General features: G+C 66.0%; 5 protein-coding genes. 2 read left to right on the top strand and 3 right to left on the bottom strand.

Going from position 1 to position 4,739, the window contains the following annotated elements; genetic code table 11:
• Positions 1-606 (bottom strand): cytochrome c oxidase subunit II transmembrane domain-containing protein (locus tag AC5E6L_RS13400; protein WP_491773929.1); only part of this gene is annotated, 606 nt, incomplete at its 3' end.
• 440 nt (positions 607-1,046) lie between these two features.
• On the opposite strand from AC5E6L_RS13400, the gene AC5E6L_RS13395 reads away from it, so the two are divergent.
• Both AC5E6L_RS13395 and tldD read left to right on the top strand, forming a co-directional pair.
• Positions 1,047-1,517 (top strand): invasion associated locus B family protein, encoded by a 471-nt coding sequence (locus tag AC5E6L_RS13395; protein ID WP_491229678.1) that lies wholly within the window; start codon positions 1,047-1,049, stop codon positions 1,515-1,517.
• An 84-nt stretch (positions 1,518-1,601) separates the two neighbouring features.
• A complete protein-coding gene (gene tldD / locus AC5E6L_RS13390) occupies positions 1,602-3,020 on the top strand; it encodes a metalloprotease TldD (RefSeq protein ID WP_491773927.1) in 1,419 nt (472 codons plus the stop codon).
• 193 nt (positions 3,021-3,213) lie between these two features.
• On the opposite strand, the gene AC5E6L_RS13385 is transcribed toward tldD, so the two are convergent.
• Positions 3,214-4,272 (bottom strand): GGDEF domain-containing protein, encoded by a 1,059-nt coding sequence (locus AC5E6L_RS13385; protein WP_491229680.1) that lies wholly within the window; start codon positions 4,270-4,272, stop codon positions 3,214-3,216.
• Between the two features lie 52 nt (positions 4,273-4,324).
• A partial coding sequence (locus AC5E6L_RS13380) for a hypothetical protein (protein WP_491773924.1) occupies positions 4,325-4,739 on the bottom strand: 415 nt, incomplete at its 5' end.

The following is a 4,739-nucleotide window of genomic DNA, read 5'->3' as shown; positions in this document are numbered from 1 at the left end:
GAACCACGTCTCGTTGAGGCGGCCGGGGACGGCGTCCATCTTGACGCCGAAGGCGGGAATCGTCCAGGAATGCAGCACGTCGGCGGCGGTCACCAGCAGCCGCACGGTGGTGTCGACCGGCACGACCAGTTCATTGTCGACGGCCAGCAGGCGCGGATAGGCCGCCTCGTCCCCCTTGCCCAGGGCGGCGCGGTCCTCGTCGCGCAGCATGATCTGGTCGAAGAAGACCTCCTCGCCGTCCAGGGTCTGGTACTCATAGCCCCAATACCACTGATAGCCGGTCGTCTTGACCGTGAGCGCCGGCTCTTCGGGCGGGGAATACTGGTTGGCCAGAAGCTGGAAGGACGGCACCGCGATGAGCAGCAAAACGATGATCGGACCGACGGTCCAGACCACCTCGATCGTCGTGTTGTGGCTGACGCGGGAGGGCACCGGATTTACGCTCGCGCGATAGCGGATCATCACCCAGGCCAGAAGGCCCAGGACAAGCAGCACGATCGGCACCAGGAGAACGAGCGTGTAGCGCTCGAACCAGACGATCTGCTCCATGATGTCCGTTGCGGCGGGTTGAAAGCTCAACTGCCAGGGTTCGGGCTTCGCGGCCATGGCCGCGGACGACGCCGCGCCGGTTGCGATTGCAGCCGCGCACAGGCGGCCCAACGTCTTCTTCAACACGCCTTAGTCTCCCAAAGTCCCGTCCGAAGCTCTTGCGGCTCCTGTCATTGTGCGGCTTAGAACCACATTAAATCGGCGCTCGCAACTGCGACAGTGGTATATTCATGCGTCATTTCAGCGCTTGTGCGGCAAGCGATCCGGCGACCGGACGCCGCGCGCCGCGCATAGGATGTGACCGAAAGCGCGGTTTCGCCTTGTTTTCGCCGTCAAGGGCCGCTTGTCATCGGCAGCGCGGCGTATCATTTGCCGCCGGCCCGTCGTAGAAAGGGCGTCTCAAGCCGATTCGCGATCCGGAGCATGATCTGCCCGTGACTTTCCCTTGCCGACCCCATCGATATGCCGGCCATATCGCATTCGCGCTGGCCGCGCTGATGCTCGTGCCTGCATTCAACGCGCCGCCCGCCCACGCCCAGCAGGATTCGGTGCGCGGCGAATATGGCTGGTGGCAGCTTCGATGCTCGACGCCCCCCGGCGCCTCAAGCGAGCAATGCGTTCTGATCCAGAACGTCGTCGCCGATGACCGTCCCGAGCTCGGCCTTTCGGTCGTCGCCTTCAAGACGGCCGACCGGACGGCGCAAATCCTGCGCATCCAGGTGCCGCTCGGTGTCCTGCTGCCGAACGGGCTCGGCCTGCACATCGACGGTACCGACATGGGCCGGGCCTATTTCGTGCGCTGCTTCTCGGACGGCTGCTATGCCGAGGTGATTCTGGAGAAACAGTTGCTCGACAGCCTCAAGGCGGGCGCCGAGGCCACCTTCACCGTGTTCGACACGCCCGAGGAAGGCATCGGCATCCCCGTCGATCTGGCCGGCTTCACCGAGGGCTTCGACGCGCTGCCCTGACGCGCCGCCGTCGGCGCGGGGGTCGAAACGGGCAACAGAGCGCCTTATGTGGTGCCAAAGCGTCCGATTTCGAAAGGCAAGACCATGCAGACCGGCCTGATCTCCCGCTTCGACGTGTCCGAGGAACGCGTGCGCGCGCTTGTCGCCGATGCGCTTGGGACGTCCGACGACGGCGAACTGTTCCTTGAATATCGCGAAGCCGAAACGCTCGTCTTCGACAATGGACGGCTGAAGACGGGCGCGTTCAACACCGCATCGGGCTTCGGGCTGCGGGCGGTGGCCGGAGAGGCGGTCGGCTATGCGGAATCGGACGATCTGTCCGAGGCCGCGCTCAAGCGCGCCCAAAGCGCCGTGGGCGCGGTCACGGCAGGCCATTCGGGCACCTATTCGGACGCGCCGCAGCGCACCAACACGAAGCTTTACGGCGACATGAACTCGATCGGCGAGCCTTCGTTCGAGGCCAAGGTCAAGCTGCTGGAGGAGATCGACGCCTATCTGCGCGGCAAGGACGCGCGCGTGCGCCAGGTCTCGGCGTCGCTCGCCGCCTCCTGGCAGGTGGTCGAGATCCTGCGCGCGGACGGCCACTTCGCAAAGGACATCCGCCCGCTGGTCCGCGTCAACGTGTCGGTGATCGTCGGCGACGGCGACCGTCAGGAGACCGGAGCGCACGGCATGGGCGGGCGCCAATCGTTCGGCGACTTCATCGCCACCGCACGCTGGCGGGAGGCGGCCGACGACGCGCTGCGCCAGGCGCTGGTCAATCTGGAAGCGCGGCCCGCGCCGGCCGGCACGTTCGACATCGTGCTCGGCAACGGGTGGCCGGGCGTGATGCTGCACGAGGCGGTGGGCCACGGGCTCGAAGGCGATTTCAACCGCAAGAAGCAGTCGGCCTTCGCCGGGCTGATGGGCGAGCAGGTCGCGGCCAGGGGCGTGACGGTGGTCGATGACGGCACGATCGGCGAGCGCCGCGGCTCGCTGACCATCGACGACGAGGGCACGCCGTCCGGCCGCAACGTGCTGATCGAGGACGGCAGGCTCGTCGGCTACATGCAGGACCGGCAGAACGCACGGCTGATGGGCATGAAGGCGACGGGCAACGGGCGGCGGGAATCCTATGCCCATGTGCCGATGCCGCGCATGACCAACACCTACATGCTGGCCGGCGACAAGAGCCCCGAGGAGATCATCGCCTCGGTCGATGACGGCATCTATGCGGTGTCGTTCGGCGGCGGCCAGGTGGACATCACCTCGGGCAAGTTCGTCTTCGCCTGCACCGAGGCCTACAGGATCGAGGGCGGCAGGATCGCCTATCCGGTCAAGGGCGCGATGCTGATCGGCAACGGCCCGGACGCAATGCACCGCGTCTCGATGATCGGCGACGATCTTGCGCTCGACAATGGCGTGGGCACCTGCGGCAAGGCCGGCCAGGGCGTGCCGGTGGGCATCGGGCAGCCCCATCTCAGAATGGACCGGATGACCGTGGGCGGCACCGAGGCCGGCTGACGGCCGGCGATCCGTCCTGTCAAGGCAGCATGAACGGGTGTGGCCTTGTCGCGCCCCGCGTCAGATGGCCGCCACCAGGTGGCGACCCGTGCATCGCCGGGCTGCGACCGGTCGTTGCGGCGCAGGCCACCAGGTGACGAGCCGGGTGCGGCACCATTGGTCACCATGTTCGGGACGGGCCGCCGCGCCGGGATTATCGGACCAGATTGCGGCCGGCGCTTTTCGCCTCGTAAAGCTGCTTGTCGGCGCGCTCGAACAGCCTTTCGATGCCGTCGCCCTCAAGACAGGCGGACACGCCGAAGGAGACCGTGACCACGCCGATGGGCTTGTTGGTCCTGGACGTCACCAGGCGTGCGCGGGCGATGCCCTCCCTGACCTCCTCAAGCAGCGCGCGGGCCGTCTCGATCGTAACGTTCGGCAGGATGATGGCGAACTCCTCGCCGCCATAGCGGCTGACCGTGCCGTGGGCACCGACCTTGCCCTCGATATAGGTGCCGACGAACTTGAGAATCTCGTCGCCGATCCGATGCCCGAACCGGTCGTTGACCTGCTTGAAGTGATCGATGTCCGCGATCGCGAAGCTCAGCGGCAGATTGTTGGCCTGCGCATGCACGAGCGCCGAGGCGATGGCGTGCTGGAAGTAGCGGCGATTGTTCAGGCCCGTCATCGGATCCTGCATCTCGGCCTTGCGCGACTGCGTCAGCTTGCCCTGGAGGCGAACGATCTCATCTTGGGTTTCACGCAGGCTGCACGAGAGCTGCCGGGTCTGGCTCCTGATGCGCCGGTTTTCGCGAATCATCAGCGCGATGACCATCTCCACCTCGTTGGCGGTCGAGGCATTGCTGAGCGATTTGGTCGTGCTGTCGATCGCCCCTTCATAGCGCTCGGTCGTCTGCAGGTAGGCGCGTATGAAGGACTGGACCTCCTCCATTTCCCTGCTCAGATTGTCGTTGGCCTCGATTTCGGCGGCCTGGCCGGCAAGCCGGCCCTCGATGATCTCCCCGTTGAGCGCGGACAGATCGTAAACGCTCGGCTTGGCGCCGTCGGCGATCAACGATTCGACGCGCTCGTTGAGCATCAGGCTCGATCCGGCCGCATAGGTATACCAGACCTTGTAGGTCTCCGGTTCGGGCGGCGTGCCGTGCTGCTGCGCCAGCTCAAGAGCTTCGGCGGCCAGCTTGAACGGGTCACAGGGCGCGGCGGGAAACGGGCGGGACGCCGATGCGGCACGGGCCGCCATCGTTTTGGACATGGTTTGCTCGCCTTCGAACATGCTGTGGCCCTGCGGCCGCCCCCCTCGTGCCCTATGCGACCTTGACGCCTTCCGATCCCGTTTCAGAGACCATCTGGTCGACGGATCCGATCGCCCATCGCTTGATCTGTGCTTCGAGTTCGCCATTGAGCGCGCGCAGATTCTCCATTTCCTGGGTCAGCTTGTCGCGCTCGGACTGCCGGAACTGCTCGATCTTGTCCTGAAGCTGCCGATTGTGCTCGCGCACGACCTGGTAGTCGTCGCCGATATGCGTGTCCACCTTGGCCAGGGCTTCGCCGACCTGGGCGCCAAGGCGCTGTTCGAGTTCCTCAAGCCCGGCAAGGGCCTTTCGCGCGTGCGCGTCGCGAACGGGCGATGCGAGAAAGACGGCGGCCAGGCCGCACACCGCCACCAGCCCGATCGGCACCGGGGCAAGCGAATGGATGAGAGCGGTCACGGCCGCCGGA

It is taken from the genome of Roseitalea sp., assembly GCF_984466335.1.
Note: the sequence above shows the minus strand (reverse complement) of the source record. Positions and strands in the feature narration are given on the sequence as shown.